This window comes from Arthrobacter sp. BC5 (assembly GCF_056680255.1).
Genome location: NZ_CM155273.1, coordinates 3,501,335 through 3,517,303 on the forward strand (window position 1 = coordinate 3,501,335; position 15,969 = coordinate 3,517,303).

The 15,969-nt window shown below is 69.2% G+C and carries 16 protein-coding genes and 1 tRNA gene; 3 read left to right on the forward strand and 14 right to left on the reverse strand.

Annotated elements, in window-relative coordinates; genetic code table 11:
* The first annotated feature begins 24 nt into the window (after positions 1-24).
* Complete coding sequence (locus AC1MFI_RS16390; RefSeq protein ID WP_479818232.1) at positions 25-849, forward strand: ParA family protein; 825 nt, start codon at positions 25-27, stop codon at positions 847-849.
* 128 nt (positions 850-977) lie between these two features.
* On the opposite strand, the gene AC1MFI_RS16395 is transcribed toward AC1MFI_RS16390, so the two are convergent.
* From AC1MFI_RS16395 to AC1MFI_RS16460, 14 genes are all read right to left on the reverse strand, one after another.
* Positions 978-1,565, reverse strand: coding sequence for a MerR family transcriptional regulator (locus AC1MFI_RS16395; RefSeq protein ID WP_479818233.1), 588 nt, complete (start codon positions 1,563-1,565; stop codon positions 978-980).
* 221 nt (positions 1,566-1,786) lie between these two features.
* Positions 1,787-2,290, reverse strand: coding sequence for a bifunctional nuclease family protein (locus tag AC1MFI_RS16400; RefSeq protein WP_479818234.1), 504 nt, complete (start codon positions 2,288-2,290; stop codon positions 1,787-1,789).
* Positions 2,291-2,300: 10 nt separating this feature from the next.
* Positions 2,301-3,050 carry a transcriptional regulator FtsR gene (gene ftsR, locus AC1MFI_RS16405; RefSeq protein ID WP_479818236.1) on the reverse strand — a complete coding sequence of 250 codons (750 nt, stop codon included), beginning with the start codon at positions 3,048-3,050 and terminating at the stop codon, positions 2,301-2,303.
* A gap of 8 nt (positions 3,051-3,058) precedes the next feature.
* Positions 3,059-3,505: an FHA domain-containing protein gene (locus AC1MFI_RS16410; protein WP_479818238.1), complete on the reverse strand. Its 447-nt coding sequence runs from the start codon at positions 3,503-3,505 to the stop codon at positions 3,059-3,061.
* Between the two features lie 121 nt (positions 3,506-3,626).
* Positions 3,627-4,013, reverse strand: coding sequence for a glycine cleavage system protein GcvH (gcvH, locus tag AC1MFI_RS16415; RefSeq protein ID WP_479818240.1), 387 nt, complete (start codon positions 4,011-4,013; stop codon positions 3,627-3,629).
* Between the two features lie 198 nt (positions 4,014-4,211).
* A tRNA-Pro gene (locus AC1MFI_RS16420) sits at positions 4,212-4,285 on the reverse strand.
* 77 nt (positions 4,286-4,362) lie between these two features.
* Positions 4,363-5,919, reverse strand: a complete 1,557-nt coding sequence (gene der, locus AC1MFI_RS16425) for a ribosome biogenesis GTPase Der (RefSeq protein WP_479818242.1) — start codon at positions 5,917-5,919, stop codon at positions 4,363-4,365.
* An 83-nt stretch (positions 5,920-6,002) separates the two neighbouring features.
* Positions 6,003-6,647, reverse strand: coding sequence for a (d)CMP kinase (gene cmk / locus AC1MFI_RS16430; RefSeq protein ID WP_479820928.1), 645 nt, complete (start codon positions 6,645-6,647; stop codon positions 6,003-6,005).
* Positions 6,648-6,751: 104 nt separating this feature from the next.
* Positions 6,752-7,879, reverse strand: coding sequence for a prephenate dehydrogenase (locus AC1MFI_RS16435; RefSeq protein WP_479818244.1), 1,128 nt, complete (start codon positions 7,877-7,879; stop codon positions 6,752-6,754).
* A 3-nt stretch (positions 7,880-7,882) separates the two neighbouring features.
* Complete coding sequence (locus tag AC1MFI_RS16440; protein WP_479818246.1) at positions 7,883-9,148, reverse strand: pseudouridine synthase; 1,266 nt, start codon at positions 9,146-9,148, stop codon at positions 7,883-7,885.
* Between the two features lie 27 nt (positions 9,149-9,175).
* Positions 9,176-9,817: an SMC-Scp complex subunit ScpB gene (gene scpB / locus AC1MFI_RS16445; RefSeq protein ID WP_479818248.1), complete on the reverse strand. Its 642-nt coding sequence runs from the start codon at positions 9,815-9,817 to the stop codon at positions 9,176-9,178.
* Complete coding sequence (locus AC1MFI_RS16450) at positions 9,810-10,652, reverse strand: segregation and condensation protein A (RefSeq protein WP_479818250.1); 843 nt, start codon at positions 10,650-10,652, stop codon at positions 9,810-9,812. Before AC1MFI_RS16450 ends, scpB begins: the two co-directional genes overlap by 8 nt.
* A 35-nt stretch (positions 10,653-10,687) precedes the next feature.
* Positions 10,688-11,575, reverse strand: a complete 888-nt coding sequence (locus AC1MFI_RS16455; protein ID WP_479818251.1) for a ParA family protein — start codon at positions 11,573-11,575, stop codon at positions 10,688-10,690.
* Positions 11,576-11,867: 292 nt separating this feature from the next.
* Complete coding sequence (locus AC1MFI_RS16460) at positions 11,868-13,271, reverse strand: cation:dicarboxylate symporter family transporter (protein ID WP_479820929.1); 1,404 nt, start codon at positions 13,269-13,271, stop codon at positions 11,868-11,870.
* Positions 13,272-13,499: 228 nt separating this feature from the next.
* Between AC1MFI_RS16460 and AC1MFI_RS16465 the strand changes: the two genes are divergently transcribed.
* On the forward strand, positions 13,500-15,194 hold the full coding sequence (locus AC1MFI_RS16465) for a sensor histidine kinase (protein WP_479818253.1): 1,695 nt from the start codon (positions 13,500-13,502) through the stop codon (positions 15,192-15,194).
* Positions 15,191-15,913, forward strand: coding sequence for a response regulator (locus AC1MFI_RS16470; RefSeq protein WP_479818255.1), 723 nt, complete (start codon positions 15,191-15,193; stop codon positions 15,911-15,913). Before AC1MFI_RS16465 ends, AC1MFI_RS16470 begins: the two co-directional genes overlap by 4 nt.
* The last annotated feature ends 56 nt before the right edge of the window (positions 15,914-15,969 follow it).

The following is a 15,969-nucleotide window of genomic DNA, read 5'->3' on the forward strand; positions in this document are numbered from 1 at the left end:
CGAAGATAGGTATGGGTTTATCACGTGCAGGTAGTGAGCATCAGCAGCCTCAAAGGCGGCGTGGGCAAGACGTCGGTGACCATGGGGTTGGCCTCGGCGGCACTGGCAGCGGGGATCCCTACCCTCGTGGTGGACCTCGACCCCCACGCGGACGCCACCACCGGCCTCGCGGTCCGGCCATCCGGTCAGACCGACATCGGACGGCTGCTGAAGAACGCGAGGCGCGGCGATCTCGCCGCCAACACGGTTCCGAGTGGTTGGGCGGAGACTGCCGCGAAGCGGTCGAGCGCAGGAGCGGCCAGGCTCGACGTCGCGATCGGTTCCGCCTATTCCGGTATCTACGACCGCCCGGACCTCGGGCGCCGCGACCAGCGCAGGCTGGCGACCCTCCTGTCCCGCGTCGAGGGGTACAGCCTCGTGCTGATCGACTGTCCGCCGTCGCTCAACGGACTGACGCGTATCGCCTGGACCGCCAGCAACAAGGTCCTCCTGGTCGCCGAGCCCGCACTGTTCTCCGTCGCGGGCACCGAGCGGACCATGCGCGCGCTCGAGCTCTTCCGCCGCGAATTCGCCCCTGAGCTGCAGACTGCCGGAATCGTCGCGAACCGCGTCCGCTCGACCTCGAACGAGCACTCGTTCCGCCTGGCTGAGATGAAGCAGATGTTCGGCGATCTGCTGCTGAGCCCCGCCATCCCGGACCAGGCCAACTGGCAGCAGATCCAGGGCGCCGCCCACTCCGTGCACCACTGGCCGGGCGATTCCGCGCAGCAGTCGTCCGGGTACTTCGACGAACTGCTGAAGAGCGTCATGGACTCGGGCAGGATGCGGAGTCGGGGCGCGAGGCGCTGATCGCTGCCCCCGTCGATCGCCCGTAGCGGTTCGACGGCCCGGGACGGACCGGGCCAGCTGAAGCAGGTGGACCGGCGAGCAGCACTACCTGCTGGTGCTTTCCGCCCCCGGTGGGTGGTGCTCGGTGACTAGCTGATCCGGCGCGTGGCGCGGCGCTTGCTGAGCTCGTCGCCCGGGAAGTCCTGGTCGAGCGCATGCTCGCTCGGAAGGGCCGCGAGGCTGCCTTCCACTTCACGCCAGACACGACCGACGGCGATGCCGAAGACACCCTGGCCGCCCTGCACGAGGTCGATGACCTCGTCCGCCGACGTGCATTCGTACACACTGGCGCCGTCGCTCATGAGGGTGATCTGCGCGAGGTCCTCGACGCCCCGCTCGCGCAGGTGCTCGACGGCGGTTCGGATCTGCTGGAGGGACACTCCGGTGTCGAGCAGGCGCTTGACCACCTTGAGGACCAGGATGTCGCGGAACCCGTACAGCCGCTGCGTACCCGAACCGGACGCGCCGCGGACGGCAGGCTCGACGAGACCGGTGCGGGCCCAGTAGTCGAGTTGGCGGTAGGTGATGCCTGCGGCCTTGCACGCTGTGGGGCCGCGATAGCCCGCATCCTCATCCAGCACGGGGAGGTCTTCCGTGAACAGCAAGCCCTGGGCACTTGCCGGGACACCAGCGCCTGCCGGGCTGGCTGCCTTGCCGGCGTCACCCTTCGGACTCACGTGTTGCCTCCTCGTCGGGTTCCCGCAAAGTTTGCTGATCAGGCGGAACCTCAGGCGTGCACTCAAGTGTGCCCCGAGTCCCCCACACACGCAATGGGAACTGTATGCTTCGACGTTAGATCGAGGAAGGGGCAAGGTCAAAGAGGCAGCCACTCAAGAATCAGCGTGTCGCCGGCCGGCCTGCGTACCGCCCGTTCGCAGTTCCGGCGGAGCCCCGGATCTCAGCGCTCGAAGTCCTCCGGCTCGACGTCCGCGAGGAACTCACGGAACTGGAGGACCTCCTTCTCGGCTGTCTCCTCCGTCCCTCCATCCTCCGCGTCCTCCGCATCGGCGTCGGCGATCTCGACGCCCGCGACGGCGAGGACCTCCTCGGCGCAGTAGATGGGGCACGGGACGCGCAGTGCCACGGCCAGGGCGTCCGAGGCCCTCGAGCTCACGGTCACACCGTCACGGAAGACGAGCTGCGCGTGGTAGACGGTGTCCTCCACCGAGGTGATGCGCACCTCCGTGATCTCCTTGCCGGCCGCGGCAACGACGTCGACCAGGAGGTCGTGCGTCATGGGGCGCGGCGGCACGATGCCCTGCTGCACGAAGGCGATGGCGCTGGCCTCGGGGGCTCCGATCCAGATGGGCAGGTGCCGCTCCCCCGCAATCTCCCGCAGCAGGACCAACGGCTGGTTGGACGGCAGTTCGATCCGGACGCCCACTACTTCTACTTCGATCACAGGAAGCCGCCTAACTGTCCATCCGGGCTATGTGGCTGTGCACCAGGGCACTGTGCAGTCCCAGGCAGAGTTCGCTGATCTCGCGCGCCGTCTCCGCCGCACGGGCTTTGGACGCCACGTCCTTCCGCGACGCAACAGGAGCGACGACGCGCTCGACGAGACCGAGTTCACGGTCCGCAGCCGCACGGAACGGCCGCAGGTGGCGCGGCTCGATCCCGTGGCTCTCCAATTGCACGCACGCCTTCGTGATCTTGAGCGCGTGCTCGTCGAAGCGGTTGTCCACGGCGGTGATGAGCCCGAAGCTCACGAGGTCGTCGACGAGTCGGCGGGGTGCCCCGGCCTCGGCCGCGAGGGTCTCCGAGGTGAGCCGTCGACCGTGCGCGCTGAGTTCGCGGGACAACTGGTCGGAGACCACGCGCGGTGAGAGCGTCATGCCCCCGGGCAGGGACTCGGGCCGCTCGCCGCGGTCGATCGCGTCGACGTAGTCCTTGATCACCTTGAGGGGAAGGTACTGGTCGCGCTGCAGCGCCAGGACGAAGCGGAGGCGTTCGACGTCGTGTGCCGTGTACTTGCGGTACCCGGCGCGCGTCCGCTGGGGGGAGATCAGGCCCTTCTCCTCCAGGAAACGGATCTTCGACGCCGTGACCTGGGGGAACTCCTCCGCCAGTTCACGCAGAACCTCACCGATGTTGTGGACACCGGTGCCTGAATGGCCGGAAGCTACGCCGGCCGGTCGGCGGGCGGGTTGGGAAGCAGGCATGAACCGGACTAGGCCCGCGCTGTCGTGTGCTGCGTGGACTGGCCCGCCGGGGTGCGGGCGGCGTAGAAGGTCAGACGGAACTTGCCGATCTGGACCTCGTTGCCGTTGCGCAGGGCGACGCTGTCCACGCGGTCGTTGTTGACGTACGTCCCGTTCAGGCTGCGGGTGTCCACGACCATGAAGCCGTTCCCGGTCCGGCGGAACTCGGCGTGCTGGCGTGACACCGTCACGTCGTCGAGGAAGATGTCGGCGTTGGGGTGGCGCCCGGCCTTCGTGATGTCCTCGTCGAGGAGGAAACGTGCACCGGCGTTCGGACCGGAGTGCGCGATCAGCAGCGCGGAACCGGCGGGGAGCGCAGCGACGGAGGCCTGCTCCTCCTTCGTCAGATGGCGTTCCAGCTCGATCGCCGCGGCTTGCGGCGGCAGACCGATCGTCGTTGTCTCAGGAGACGTCATGTGCGGCTCTTCTCCATTCACGGCTGGATTGTCGTTGGGCACCATCGGTCATTCCTCCCCTACTGCAGTACGGCTGATTGTGGCCGACCGCACCACCCCTGCTGCCTTCCGCAGGGTAGATCTAGCCTACCTGCTGGGAGTAGTCGGCTGAACTCAGGAGGCCCTGGACCACGGACGGATCGGACACCTTGATCTCGAGCAGCCAGCCCTCGCCGTACGGGTCGGAGTTGATCAGTGACGGATCGTCGTCGAGCGCCTCGTTGCGCGCGACCACCTCTCCGGTCACGGGGGCGTAGATGTCACTGACGCTCTTGGTCGACTCGACCTCGCCGATGACGTCGGACCCGGCCACGCTGGTGCCCTCTTCGGGCATCTGGACGTAGACGACGTCTCCGAGCGCGTCCTGGGCGAAGTCGGTGATACCGACACGCACGGTGCCGTCGATGGCGGGCTCACTGACCCACTCGTGCTCCGCGGTGTAGTACAGGCCATCGGGGATGTTGCTCATGGTCGCCTTTCGGACGCGCGGGGTGCAGCGGCGGCCAGGACCGCCGCCCGGTACGGGTACTGGTCGAGTATAGGCATAACGGGCGCGAGCGTGACGCGCCTCTCACCCCGGCCGCCGGCGGCCCGGTGGAGTACCCTCCGGACATGCAGAAGGCCCGTCCCCTCCGGCGAAATGCCGGTGGGAACGGGCCCTGCAGTGTCGGGATGACAGGATTTGAACCTGCGACCCCTTGACCCCCAGTCAAGTGCGCTACCAAGCTGCGCCACATCCCGATCAGCCTGCTCAGCAGGCCAAACCACTCGGATAACAATACAGCATTCTCCGAGTGGATCCGCACACCCGGGAGGTGTCAGCGCTTGCGGCTGCGCTTCTCGCGGACGCGCATGCTGACCTCGATCGGTGTGCCCTCGAAGCCGAAGGTCTCACGCAGCCGGCGCGTGATGAAGCGCCGGTAGCCCGGGTCCAGGAAGCCCGTGGTGAACAGCACGAACTTCGGCGGACGGCTCGAGGCCTGGGTGCCGAAGAGGATGCGCGGCTGCTTGCCCCCGCGCACGGGGTGCGGGTGGGCGGCGACGAGTTCACCGAGGAACGCGTTCAGGCGGCCCGTGGGGATTCGGCGGTCCCAGGACTCCAGCGCGACGTCGAGCGCGGGAACCAGGCGATCCCTGTGCCATCCGGTCAGGGCCGAGATGTTCACGCGGGGAGCCCAGTCCACGTGGGCCAGGTCCTGCTCGATCTCACGTTCGAGGTAGCGGCGGCGTTCGTCGTCGAGCAGGTCCCACTTGTTGAAGGCCAGCACGATCGCGCGGCCCGACTCGATGGCCATGTTGAGGATACGGATGTCCTGCTCACTGAGCACCTCGTCGACGGCGAGGAGCACGACGGCGACCTCCGCCTTCTCCAGCGCGGACTGCGTGCGCAGCGAGGCGTAGAAGTCCGCGCCCTGCTGCATGTGCACGCGGCGGCGGATGCCTGCCGTGTCGACGAAGCGCCACGTGCGCCCGCCGAGTTCGATCATCTCGTCCACGGGATCCCGCGTGGTCCCTGCCAGCGGGTCGACGACCACGCGCTCGGAGCCGGCGAGCTTGTTGAGCAGCGAGGACTTGCCGACGTTCGGCCGCCCGATCAGGGCGATGCGCCGCGGACCACCGGACCGTTCGATACCGCCGTGCTCGGAGAACTCCGGCAGGGTCTTGTTGACCTGGTCGAGCATGTCCGCCGTGCCACGGCCGTGCAGCGCGGAGACCGGCCAGGGCTGGCCGAAGCCGAGCCCCCAGAGCACTGAGGCGTCGGCCTCGTTCTGGATGTCGTCGACCTTGTTGGCCACGAGGATCACGGGCTTCTTCTTGCGGCGCAGCATGCGCACCACGGCCTCGTCGGTCGCGGTGGCACCGACGGTCGCGTCGACGACGAAGAGGACGGCGTCGGCCATGTCGACCGCGATCTCCGCCTGGTCGGCGACGCGCGCGGCGATGCCCTTGGCGTCCTGCTCCCAGCCACCGGTGTCCACCAGGGTGAAGTTCCGGCCCGACCACTGGGCCGGGTAGGACACGCGGTCACGGGTGACGCCGGGGGTGTCCTCGACGACGGCCTCGCGGCGGCCGAGGATCCGGTTCACCAGGGTGGACTTGCCGACGTTGGGTCGCCCGACGATCGCGAGGACGGGATTGAGCCGGCCCTCGGACTCGTCGTCGAAGTCCTCGTCCTGCCGGGCCAGGAGCGCGGCGTCCTCGTCGTCGAGCTCGTAGTCCTCGAGGCCGGCGCGCAGCGAGGCGGCGCGCTGCTCGGCCTCGGCGTCGTCGAGGGTCTCGAGCAGCTCGCTGACCTGGTCCTCGCCGCTCGGCTCGTAGTCCTCGTCGGCTCCGGAACCCTGGTCCGTCGCGTTCGGCGAAAGGTTCTCGCTCATGGTTGCATCCTTCGGTTGGTGTTCACCGTCTCCCGACGGCGATCCTGGTGGGCTCGCGCCCGAAACTTCTCGGTGGTCTTCCGCTAGTGCGCCACGGTGCGCACGATGCCGAGGACGGCTGCCACGGTCTGTTCGAAATCGAGGTCCGACGAATCCAGGGTGACGACCCCGTCCGCCGCCTGCTGGAAATTGACCACGGCGGAATCCTTCGCGTCGCGCTCGGTGACCTGCTGCTTCAGCTGCTCCTCCGACTGCGTCCCGCCGAGCTGGTCCCCGCGGCGGCGGAGCCTGGCCTCCTCGCTCGCAGTGAGGAGGATGCGCACCTCGGCGTCGGGGGCGACGACGGTGGTGATGTCCCGCCCCTCGGCCACGATCCGGTGGCCCGCCCCCGCGATCAGCGCCCGCTGGCGGCGGATCAGCTCCGCGCGGGCGCCCATCGTGGTCGCGACGGCGCTCACGGCGGAGGATACCTCCGGCTCGCGGATGGCGGCGGTGACGTCGTCGCCCGAGAGGGTCACGGACTCACGGTCCGGGCTGGTGCTGATGAAGAGCTCGACGTCGCGCGCTGCTGCCTCCACCGCCGCTCCGTCCTGCAGGTCGATCCCGCCGGCGATGCAGTGGAGCGTCACCGCGCGGTACATGGCACCGGTGTCCAGGTACGCCGCGCGAAGACGGCGTGCCACTTCCCGGCTGACGCTCGACTTGCCGGACCCGGAGGGACCGTCGATGGCGACGACGAGGGATTTGCCGAGGCGGAACCCCGAGTAGGGGCTGCCCTGCCCTGTCGCGCCCGGAGCGCCGGCGGCCTGCGTGGTCTCTGCTGATGCCTGGGTCACTGCACTACCTTCCAGCCCCGCTGTGTCAGGGACTCCGTCAATTCGTGTCGCTTGCCCGGCAGGACCGAGAGCTCCGCGAGGCCCACCTGTCGTCCCGGTGAGTGCTCGAGGCGGAAGTCCTCGACATTGATGCCGGTGTGCCCGATCTCCGTCAGGAGCTTGGCGATCTGGCCCGGTACGTCGTCGACGAGCACGGTCAGGCGCGCGAACGAGTTCGGCGGCGTGCCGTGCTTGCCGGGCACGCGTGCCTGGCCGGCGTTCCCCTCGGACATCAGCTGCGCCATGTCGAGGCGCGCTCCGCCCGCCGTCGGGTCCTCGAGCGTGCCGATCAGGCGGTTCAGGTCCTCCCGCACGCCGTAGAGGATGTCGACGAGCCGACCGGCGTTGGCCGACAGGATCTGCACCCAGAGGCGCGGATCGCTGGCGGCGATGCGCGTGACGTCCCGCAGTCCGTTACCGGCCAGCGCGAGCGCCTGCACCGGCGAGTCCTGCAACCTGCTCGCGACGAGCGACGACACGACCTGCGGCAGGTGCGAGATCAGCGCGACGGCCTCGTCGTGCTCCGCGGCGGACATACGCGCCGGCACGGCACCGAGATCGACGGCGAGCGACTCCGCCCGGAGGACGGCCTCAGGCGCGCTCCCGGCGTGGGCGCAGAGGACCCAGGGCGCACCCGAGAACAGCTCGGCACGTGCAGCGACGGGACCGGACTTCTCACGGCCGGCCATCGGATGGGTACCGACGTAGCGGGACAGGTGCCCTGCGGTACCTGGCGTGGCGGCGAGTTCGAGCAGGATCGCTTCCTTCACGCTGCAGATGTCGACGACGACCGCGCCCGGATAGGCCCTCAGAGCGTCCGCGACGACGCGCGCGGTGACATCGGGCGGCGTCGCCACGACGACGACCTCGGGCGCGAACTGCTCCTCCGCGTGCCGGTCCTCGGCGAGGAGCCGCCCGGCGCCGATGTCGCGTGCAACCGCTTCGGTCGAGGGCGAACTGTCGGACAGGACGACGTCGAGCCCGCGGGCACGCAGGCCCAGCCCGATGCTGGCCCCCAGCAGGCCCGCCCCGATGATCAGGACCGGCCCGGCGAGGTGTGTCCCCTGCTCCGTGCGCATGGTCATCGGCTAGAGGCCCACCGATGCCAGCAGGTGCCCGACCTCCTGGCGCCCGAGCACGCGGATGCTGCCCTGGCGCTGATCGCCGATGCGGATGGGACCGACCTGGGTGCGGACGAGGCGTTCTACGGGGTGGCCGACGGCGTCGAACAACCGGCGGACCACGCGGTTGCGGCCCGAGTGCAGGACCACCTCCACGAGGATGTGCCCGGGCGTCGAATCGACGAGCTTGAAGGAATCCACCTGCGCCAGCCCGTCCTCGAGCTCGATGCCCTCCTTCATCTGGGCTCCGATGCCCTGTGCCATGGGCCCGCGGACCTGGACGAGGTAGGTCTTGGGGACCTCGTAGGACGGGTGGGTCAGGCGGTTGGTCAGTTCGCCGTCATTGGTGAGCAGGAGCAGTCCCTCGGTCTCGGCGTCGAGCCGGCCGACATGGAAGAGCCTCTCGTTCTTGTCCTTGTTCTTCAGGAAGTCGCTGATGCAGCGACGGCCCTCGGGGTCCTCCATGGTGGAGACGACACCGCGAGGCTTGTTGAAGACGTAGTACTTGAGGTTCTCGTTGAGCTGCAGCCGGATGCCGTCCACATGGATGGCCACCTGCTCCGGGTCGACGCGCACGCCGAGCTCGGTCACGATCGTGCCGTCGACCTCCACGCGTCCGTCCAGGATCATCTCCTCGCAGACACGGCGCGATGCGACGCCGGCGAGCGCCATGACCTTCTGCAGTCGCACACCCTCCGGGTTGTGGACGTCGATCTCGTCGGCGGGCCGGCTGGCACGCTTGGGCTTCGAGACCCGCACGGGCCCGAGGTTCTGCCCGAACCTCTCGCTACCGAACGCCTTGCCACCGGCCGGCTTCGGGCGACCCGCGCCGCCCTGACCGCCCGAGCGTCCGCCCGGGGTGGAACCTGCGCCCGGTCGGCCGGGCTTGCCGCCCGCACGCCCCCCGGCACCGAACCTGCCCGCAGGAGTCCCTGCGGAGGGACGACCGGCAGCCGAACGGGCTCGGCCCTCGGCGGATTCACGGCGGTCGCCGCCGGCACCGGGCGCCCGGCCCTCGCCCGAGCGGCCGTCGGTGCGCTCACCGCGGCCCTGGAACGGACGGCCGTCGGTACGCTCATTGCGGCCCTCGCTGTTACGGCCGGCGCCGCCCTGCGCCGAACCGTTGCGCGGTGAGGACTTCCCACGGCCACGGGCAGCATCGGATGGGCGTCCGGCCGACCCGCCGCGGCGCGGCGTATTGCGTCCGGAACCGGATCCTGGCTGCTGTGTCATGTAGAAAGTCCTTGTCGTAGGTCGTGCTCAATACGTTGTTTCGTCATACTCCCCGAGGCTCTCGATGCCCGGCAGATGGGGAGCGATCCGGGGCAATTCCTCGACGCTGCCCAGTCCCAATCTTTCCAGAAACAGCGGGGTGGTCCCATATAGGACTGCTCCGGTCTCCGGATCGGCCTCCATCTCGATAACCAGCCCGCGTTGCAGCAGCGTGCGGACCACGGAATCGACGTTGACACCCCGAATAGCGGAAACCCGGGCACGGGACACGGGCTGGCGATAGGCGACGACCGCCAGGGTCTCGAGTGCTGCCTGTGAAAGCCGGGCAGTCTGCCCATCGAGCACGAAGTCGGCGACAACGGATGCGAAGTGCTTCCGGGAGAAGATGCGCCACCCGCCGGCGATGTTCCTGAGTTCGAACCCGCGTGGCACTGGTGGTTCGGTGCTCTCGGAGCCTGACCCAGTATAGCCGTCGTACTCGCGCTGCAGGTCCACGAGCACGGCGCGCACCTGCGCTGGCGGGCGCGCAAGGACCGACGCGACCTGCTCGTCCGTCACCGGCCTCTCGGCGACCATCAGGATCGCCTCGACCGCCGCGCGCAGCCCGCCGGGGAGCTCCTCGATGGGGACCTCCTGCCCGCCAGGGGCGGCGTCCGACGACTCATCCATACTGGACTCCTTCCACAATCCCCGGTCCCGCACCGGCTCCGGCGTTCTTCGCCGGCGCTTCCACCGTCCACCGGTCGTCCTCCGCGCTCCACCTCACCTGCAGTTCGGCCAGCGGCGCCGCCTGTTCGAAGGAGACTGCTCCGTCCCGGAACAGCTCGAGCAGGGCGAGGAAGCGCACCACGATCACCAATCGAGATCCGGCGTCCTCCGTCAGCCGGCGGAAGGACATCGGGCCGCCCGTGCGCAGCAGGTCCACCACCACCACCACCTGGTCCCGGACGCTGACCGGCGGTGCGTGCAGGTGCTCGATGCTGACTTCGGCCCGCTGCTCCCGGCGGGGGGCGAGCACCTTCGCGGCCAGCGCGGCGAACTCCTCCGGTGAATGCTTCCAGATCAGTTCGGGCAGGAGACGGGTGAACTCCGGCTCGAGGGGCGCGTTGCGCGGGTGCCGGGAATCCTCCTCCTCCAGCCGGCCAGCCAGCTGGCGCGCCATCTCCTTGAACGCCCTGTACTGCAGGAGCCGAGCGAAGAGGAGGTCGCGGGCCTCGAGGAGCGCGATGTCCTCCTCGTCCTCGACGGCACCGGCGGGCAGGAGACGGGCCGCTTTCAGGTCGAGGAGCGTGGCGGCGACGACGAGGAACTCGCTCGCCTCGTCGAGCTTCCACTCACCATCGGCGGCCTGGATCCGGCGGATGTGGGCGATGAACTCGTCCGTGACCTGCGCGAGGGCGACCTCCGTGATGTCGAGTTCGCGACGCGAGATGAGATTCAGCAGCAGGTCGAAGGGACCGGTGAAGTTGGTCAGCTGGACCTCGAAGACCGGGGCGGCCACCACCTAGTGCATCCGGGCGGACCCGATGATCCGAGGCACTACGGCGCTCCGCCCCTGCTGATGAGCTCCTTGGCCAGCCTGCGGTAGGCGTCCGCTCCTGAGTGGTTCGCCGCGTAGGACGTGATCGGTTCGGCGGCGACGGTCGCATCGGCGAACTTGATGGTGCGCTTGATGACGGTCTCGAAGACCTTGTCGCCGAAGGCCTCGACGAGGCGCGCGATGACCTCGCGGCTGTGCAGGGTCCGCGCGTCGTACATGGTGGCGAGGACGCCGTCGATCTGCAGCCGCGGGTTCAGACGGTCCTGCACCTTCTCGATGGTCTCCACCAGCAGTGCCACGGCGCGCAGGGCGAAGAATTCGCAGATCAGCGGGATGATGACGCCGTGGGCGGCGGTGAGTGCGTTGACCGTGAGCAGTCCGAGGGATGGCTGGCAGTCGATGAGGATGACGTCGTAGTCGTCCGACACCTTGCGCAGGGCGCGGTCGAGCACCTGCTCGCGTGCCACCTCGTTGACCAGCTGGACCTCGGCCGCGGACAGGTCGATGTTCGCCGGCAACAGGTCGATGTTCTCGATAGCCGTGTGCTGGATCGCGTCCTGGATGGACACCTTGCGGTCCATCAGCACGTTGTAGACCGTCACGTCGAGCTCGTGCGGGTTGGTGCCGAGCCCGGCGGAGAGCGCGCCCTGCGGATCGAAGTCGACCAGCAGCACCTTGCGCCCGGCTTCCGCGAGCGCGGCGCCGAGGTTGATGGTGGAGGTCGTCTTGCCGACCCCGCCCTTCTGGTTCACCATCGCGATGACCCGCGCAGGGCCGTGCGATTCCAGGACCCTGGGCTCAGGGAATTCCGTCACGGGACGGCCGGTCGGGCCGAACTCCGCGTCCGCTGCGCTGGGCAGAGTTGTGGAACCCTGTTCACTACTCACGTATTTCTCCACGCTTCCATCAGAATCGGTGCAGGCCGGCCGGTCGTCGGACCCGGGCGGGCTTTTCTCATAGTCCACGGTACAACGCCTGCGGCGGCGCCCGTGGCGGCCCGTGCCGATCGACAGCGAGCCTTGATGCTCGACCTGAGGTCGAACGTCGCTTCCGGAACCGGGTTCCGGGTGCGGACCGCCGGCTCCCCGCGGGCCGGGAACGACGACGGCGACGGCCCGGATCCGCTCCGGGCCATCGCCGTCCTCCGCTACCGGGCCGTCGCCCGGCGTTCCGCCGCACTCAGTGGCGGGACGTCCCGCGTACCGCGGCCTCGGTCCGGGCCGCGGCACCATCCTCCACGTCGTCGTCGTCGTTCTCGAAGCGGTGGTCGGTACTCATGGTCGACTCGTCGAAGGGCTGGCGGCCCTCCAGGACCTCGTCGACGCGGCCGCGGTCGATCTCCCTCGTCCAGGTGCCGATGAGGACGGTGGCGACGGCGTTGCCCGTGAAGTTCGTCAGGGCGCGCGCCTCGGACATGAACCGGTCGATGCCGACGATCAGGCCCACGCCGTCCACCAGGTCCGGGCGGTGCGACTGCAGGCCGCCGGCGAGGGTGGCCAGGCCGGCGCCGGTGACGCCCGCTGCACCCTTGGAGGCGATGATCATGAAGACGAGCAGGGAGATCTGCTCACCGAGGGCCAGGGGCTTGCCGAGGGCTTCGGCGACGAACAGGGCGGCCATCGTGAGGTAGATGGCGGTGCCGTCGAGGTTGAACGAGTAGCCGGTCGGGACGGTGACGCCGACCACGGGCTTGGAGACGCCGAGGTGCTCCATCTTCGCGATGAGGCGGGGAAGGGCCGCCTCGGAGGAGGAGGTGCTGAAGATCAGCAGGTACTCGCGGCCGAGGTACTTCATCAGCTTGAAGATGCTGACGCCGGTGACGAGCTTCAGCAGGCCGCCCAGGATGACCACGATGAACAGGATGCAGGTGATGTAGAACGCGACCATGAGGGTGGCCATGCTGATGATCGCCTGCACGCCCGTCTCGCCCACGACGGCGGCGATGGCGCCGAAGGCACCGATCGGCGCGAGCCACATGATCATGACCAGGATGCGGAAGACGAGCGCCTGGATGTGCCCGATGCCCCGCAGGATGGGCTTGCCGGCCGAGCCCATCTTCTGCAGCGCGAAGCCGACGAGGAGCGCCACGAACAGCGTCTGCAGGATGCTCGGGCCGGTCAGCGCAGACAGGAGCGTCGTCGGGATGATGCTGAGCAGGAAGCCGACGGTGCCCTCGGGAGCACCCTCGGCGGTGGCGGGCACCTCGTAGGTCGACGATGAGATGTCGAGGCCCTCACCCGGCTGGATGAGGTTGCCGACGACGAGGCCGATCGCGAGCGCGAAGGTCGACATGAGCATGAAGTAGCCGAGCGCGAGGCCGCCCACCTTGCCGACGGTCGCCGCCTTGGCGATGGAGCCGACGCCCAGCACGATGGTGCAGAAGATGATCGGCGCGATCATCATCTTGATGAGGTTGATGAATCCCGTGCCGAGTGGCTTGAGCGATTTGGCGAACTCGGGGGCCATGAGTCCGAGGACCGCGCCGAGGATCACGGCCGCGATGACCGCGATGTAGAGGAAATGGGTCTTGTCGACCCGCTTGCGCGGTTGTGCCGGTCCGCTCTCGGACCGCGATGGCGCCATAGCCATGGTGTTCTCCCTTGGTGTCAGCCGCCCGGCGGAGCCGGCGGCGAAGGTCGTTCTTCGTCCGCGGGGGTCTGACCAGGAAGCGTACTGTTGAGTGTTCCCCTTCATACTGGCACCGGGAGTGACCGGGCTCACGATTGAGTTCATACTGGTCGTGGCCGGTTGCGACGGGGCGTGCCGGCCACGACCGAGGCCGGCAGGACCCGAAAGGAGCAGGATCACCGCGTGAGTCGAGGGAGCCTCGCCCGGCAGTTCTTCCTGGCCCAGCTCGTCTTCATCCTCGTCCTGTCGGCCTCACTGTCCGTGATCCTGTATGCGGACGCGGAGCAGGGCGTGAACGAGGCCACCGCGGAGCGCATGGTCGCCGTCTCCACCTCGATCGCCCTCGAACCGGCCGTCCTGGAAGCCGTCCAGGGGCCGGATCCCTCCGCTACGCTCCAGCCCTACGCCGTCGAGGTGATGGACCGGCTGGGCGTCGACTTCATCACGATCCTGGGCACCGACCGCACGCGCTTCACGCACCGCAACCCCGAGGAGATCGGCAAGCCGTACATCGGGTCCGTCGACGAGGCCCTGGCGGGGAAGACGCACACTGAGACCTACGCGGGCACCCTGGGCCCGTCGATCCGCTCGATCGTCCCGGTGCTCGACGACGACGGTACGGTGTGGGCGATGGTCGCTGCGGGCATCACGGTCGACCGTGCCGCGATCGCCCGGAACGCGCAGCTCCCCCTCATCGCCTTCATCGCCCTGGGCGCGCTGGCGCTGGGTGCCCTGGTCTCGTTCCTGCTCAGCCGCCGCCTGCGGGACGCCACGCTGGGCATGGGTCCGGCCGAGCTCTCGCGTACCTTCGTGTTCTACGATTCGGTCCTCCACTCCGTGCGGGAGGGGTTGCTGCTGACCGACGCCAGCGGTCGGCTCGTGCTCTACAACGACCAGGCGGCCCGGCTCCTGGGACTCGACGGGACGCCGGAACCGGTCCAGGCGTCCCGTCTGGCCGTCGCGCCGTCGCTGCGGGACCTTCTCGCCTCGGGCCGACGGGCGCGCGACGAGGTGCACCTGACCGAGAACCGGGTGCTGGTCGTCAACCAGGAGCCGGCCGTCCCGCCCTCCCCCGCGCGCCGCGGAGGCCATGCCCAGGCCCCACTCGGCACCGTCACCACGCTCCGCGACCACACCGAGATCGAGGCCCTGACGGGGCAGGTGGAGACGATGCGCACCCTGACGGACGCATTGCGCTCGCAGACGCACGAGCACGCCAACCGCCTGCACACCATCGTCTCGCTGGTGGAACTCGGCAGGAGTGCCGACGCCCTCGACTTCGCGACCCGCGACCTGCAGCAGTCGCAGCGGCTCACGGACGAGGTGGTCGAGGCCATCGACGAACCGTTCATCGCGGCCCTCCTGGTGGGGAAGGCGGCGCAGGCGAACGAGCGAGGGATCGAGCTGACCTCGGACATCGCACACGACGCGCAGGCGGGCGCCCTGAATCCTGTGGACCTCGTGACGGTCATCGGCAACCTCCTCGACAACGCGTTCGACGAGGCAGCCACGTCCGAGGAACCCCGCGTGCTGCTCACCGTACGGCGCGTGGCGGACGAGGACGGCGCACCCGAACTCGAGATCGTGGTGGAGGACAGCGGGAACGGGCTGCCCGACTCGGAGAAGGCGAGGATCTTCGACTTCGGCTACAGCACGAAGGAGTCGGACGGGCCGAACAGTGGCGGGCGCGGCTTCGGGCTCGCCCTCGTCCGCCAGGCCGTCCAGCGCTTCGCCGGATCCATCGAGGTGACCGACGCGGACGACGGCGGTGCCCGCTTCGCCGTCCGCCTCCCCCTCCCCCCGAACCCGGGGGTCGGCCCGGAGATGTCCGGACGCCCGGCCCTGCACCAGGGCGCCGACGACGGAGGCCGGGCGTGAGCGCCATCCGCGTCCTCGTCGTGGAGGACGATCCCGTGGCTGCCGCCGCGCACGCGGAGTACGTCCGGCGGCTCGAGGGGTTCGAACTCGCCGGGGTGGTCCGGAGCGGTGCGGAGCTCGCCACTTTCCTCCATCTCGCCGGAGAGGGAGCCGGCCGTCCCGAGGCCGCCGCCGACCTCATGCTGCTGGACATGAATCTGCCGGACGCCCACGGACTGGACATCATCCGTCGCGTCCGGGGGCTCGGCCTGCCGCTGGACATCATCGCCATCACCGCGGTCCGCGATCTGCAGGTGGTGCGCTCCGCCATCTCGTCCGGCATCGTGCAGTACCTGATCAAGCCCTTCACCTACTCGGCGTTCAGCGAGAAGCTCGGGGCCTACCAGGACTTCCGCCGGAACCTGGTGGAGCAGGCGTCCGCCACCACGCAGGCGGAAGTGGACCAGGCCTTCGCCTCGCTGCGGCCCGTCACCGCGGCCGCGCTCCCGAAGGGTCTCTCGGCGGAGACGCTCCGGGCGGTCTCCCGGCTCCTCAAGGAGCTGCAGGCGCCCACCTCGGCCATCGAGGTCTCGGAGGCCCTGTCGATGTCCAGGGTCACCGCCCGACGCTACCTCGAGCACCTCGCCGACCAGCAGTCCGTCCTGCGCACGCCGCGCTACGGCACGCGGGGGCGGCCGGAGTTCGAGTACAGCTGGGCGCGGAGGAGCGCAGACCGCTAGCGTGCGGAACCACCCGGGGCGGAAGCCCCCACGGCGGAGGCGGTCACGGCGCGGAC